Consider the following 2,818-nt stretch of genomic DNA (forward strand, 5'->3'; position numbering starts at 1 on the left):
CGTGACGCGGCGCACGTAGCGCCCCTGCGCGAACAGCAGCGGGCCGAGGGCGGCGGTGGCGAACGGGTATCCCATGATGTCGATCCGGTGGCGGTACAGGTGAGGCAAACGGGCCGGCGCGGGGGCGGCGCCGAAGTGGCCATATTGTGGCCGATCGGTGCGCGAACGGGGCCGGATTGGCCGGACGGACAGGGGGCGGCCGGCCGGTCGGCCCGCGCAGCCCCGCCCGGCGGCGCTCCCGAAAAGCGCGCCGCCGACGTGTTAACATGCGCGTCCTGCCCGCGTGTCCGCCTGCTTCGCCAGCCCGCCGCGCACGGCATCCTCCCGGCGTTCCGCCGTCAACCGCAACACCATCCGCCATCATGTCCGCAGGCCTGAATCCCGCCCAGAACGAAGCGGTGCGCTACCTCGACGGCCCCTGTCTCGTGCTCGCCGGCGCGGGCAGCGGCAAGACCCGCGTGATCACGCAGAAGATCGCGCACCTGATCGAAGCGAAAGGCTTCGAGCCGCGCCACATCGCAGCCGTCACCTTCACGAACAAGGCGGCCGCCGAAATGCGCGAGCGCGTGTCGAAGCTGCTCGAGGGCAAGACGCTCACCACGCCCGGCAAGGAAGGCCGCAAGGTGCCCGTCAACCAGCTCACCGTCTGCACCTTCCACTCGCTGGGCGTGCAGATCCTGCGCCAGGAGGCCGAGCACGTCGGCCTGAAGCCGCAGTTCTCGATCATGGATTCGGATGACTGCTTCGGGATGATCCAGGAGCAGATCGGCACGACCGACAAGGGCCTGATCCGCAAGATCCAGAGCACCATCTCGCTGTGGAAGAACGGCCTGATCATGCCCGACGAGGCGATGACGATCGCGGCCAACGAGGACGAGCACCAGGCCGCGCTGGTCTACCGCAACTACGTCGCGACGCTGCATGCGTACCAGGCGGTCGACTTCGACGACCTGATCCGCCTGCCGGCCGAGCTGTTCGCGAAGAACGAACAGGTGCGCGACCGCTGGCAGAACAAGCTGCGCTACCTGCTGATCGACGAGTACCAGGACACCAACGCGTGCCAGTACGAGCTGCTGAAGCTGCTCGCCGGCCCGCGCGCGGCGTTCACGGCGGTGGGCGACGACGACCAGGCGATCTACGGCTGGCGCGGCGCGACGCTCGAGAACCTCGCGCAGCTCGGCAAGGATTTCCCGAAGCTGCACCTGGTCAAGCTCGAGCAGAACTACCGGTCGACGGTGCGCATCCTGACCGCCGCGAACAACGTGATCGCGAACAACCCGAAGCTGTTCGAGAAGAAGCTGTGGTCCGAGCACGGGATGGGCGATTCGATCACCGTCACGCCGTGCAACGACGAGGAGCATGAAGCCGAATCGGTCGTGTTCCGGCTGTCCGCGCACAAGTTCGAGCGGCGCGCGCAGTTTCGCGACTACGCGATCCTGTATCGCGGCAACTTCCAGGCGCGGATCTTCGAGCAGGTGCTGCGCCGCGAGCGGATTCCATACGTGCTGTCGGGCGGCCAGTCGTTCTTCGACAAGGCCGAGATCAAGGATCTGTGTGCGTACCTGCGGCTGATCGCGAACGCCGACGACGATCCCGCGTTCATCCGCGCGGTCACGACGCCGCGCCGCGGGATCGGCAACACGACACTCGAAGCGCTCGGCTCGTTCGCCGGCCAGGCGAAGGTGTCGTTGTTCGAGGCCGTGTACATGGGCGGGATCGAGGCGCGGCTGTCCGCGCGCCAGGTCGAGCCGCTGCGGATGTTCTGCGACTTCATCCAGCGCCTGACCGAGCGTGCGGACAAGGATCCCGCCACCGCCGTGCTCGACGACATGATGGAGGCGATCCACTACGAGGCGTACCTGTACGACGCGTTCGACGAGCGGCAGGCGCAGTCGAAGTGGCAGAACGTGCTCGAATTCCTCGAATGGCTGAAGCGCAAGGGCACCAAGCCCGAGACGGAAGCGGTCGATGGCGAGGCGGAGGGTTTCCACAACGCGGACGGGCTCGCCGATACCGGCAAGAACCTGCTCGGCCTGATCCAGACCGTCGCGCTGATGTCGATGCTCGAGGGCAAGGACGAGGATCCGGATGCGGTGCGGCTGTCGACGGTCCACGCGTCGAAGGGGCTCGAGTATCCGCACGTGTTCCTGGTCGGCGTCGAGGAAGGCATCATGCCGCACCGCGGCGGCTCCGAGGACGACGGCCCGATCGACAACGAGCGGATCGAGGAGGAGCGCCGGCTGATGTACGTCGCGATCACGCGCGCGCAGCGCAGCCTGCACCTGAACTGGTGCAAGAAGCGCAAGCGGGCGCGCGAGACGGTCGTGTGCGAACCGTCGCGCTTCATCCCGGAGATGGGGCTCGACGACGCGCCGCCGCCGACGCCGGAAGAGGCGCCGATGTCGCCGAAGGACCGGCTCGCGAGCCTGAAGGCGTTGCTGCAGAAGTGACGCGGCGGCGGCGCCGCCGCCGGGCGCACGGCGCTCCAGAGGTCCGCCGGCAAAACAAAACCCCCGCGACGCGCGTGCGTCGCGGGGGTTTTTTACTGACGGCCGGGTGAGGTTACTTCGACGCGTTGACCATGTAGTCGACGGCGGCCTTCACGTCGGCGTCCGACGCGTTCGACCCGCCCTTCGGCGGCATCGCGCCCTTGCCGTGCAGCGCGTAGTTGTAGACCGTATCCATCGAGTCCTTCAGGCGCGGCGCCCAGTCTTCCTTGCTGCCGAACTTCGGCGCGCCGAGCACGCCTGCCGCGTGGCAGGCCTGGCAGGTCGACGTGTACAGCGCCTTGCCGGCGTCGGCGCCGGCCGGGGCGGCC

At 68.0% G+C, this 2,818-nt stretch carries 2 protein-coding genes and 1 pseudogene; 1 reads left to right on the top strand and 2 read right to left on the bottom strand.

Features of this window, described 5'->3' with window-relative positions; all coding sequences use genetic code 11:
• A pseudogene (locus G3N96_RS38205) lies at positions 1-75 on the bottom strand (SGNH/GDSL hydrolase family protein); the annotation flags it as partial.
• 287 nt (positions 76-362) lie between these two features.
• Here G3N96_RS38205 and G3N96_RS38210 point away from each other — a divergent pair.
• Positions 363-2,450, top strand: coding sequence for a UvrD-helicase domain-containing protein (locus tag G3N96_RS38210; protein ID WP_124582282.1), 2,088 nt, complete (start codon positions 363-365; stop codon positions 2,448-2,450).
• Between the two features lie 112 nt (positions 2,451-2,562).
• Here the strand turns inward: G3N96_RS38210 and G3N96_RS38215 are convergent.
• The coding region (locus tag G3N96_RS38215; protein ID WP_206140442.1) for a c-type cytochrome at positions 2,563-2,818 on the bottom strand (256 nt) is incomplete at its 5' end.

It is taken from the genome of Burkholderia sp. Se-20373 (assembly GCF_017104705.1).
Classification (GTDB): Bacteria; Pseudomonadota; Gammaproteobacteria; order Burkholderiales; family Burkholderiaceae; genus Burkholderia.

What these genes read in the sequence shown, in the direction of transcription:
- G3N96_RS38210 (WP_124582282.1), top strand. Translation starts at nt 363, where the DNA reads ATGTCCGCAGGCCTGAATCCCGCCCAGAACGAAGCGGTGCGCTACCTC.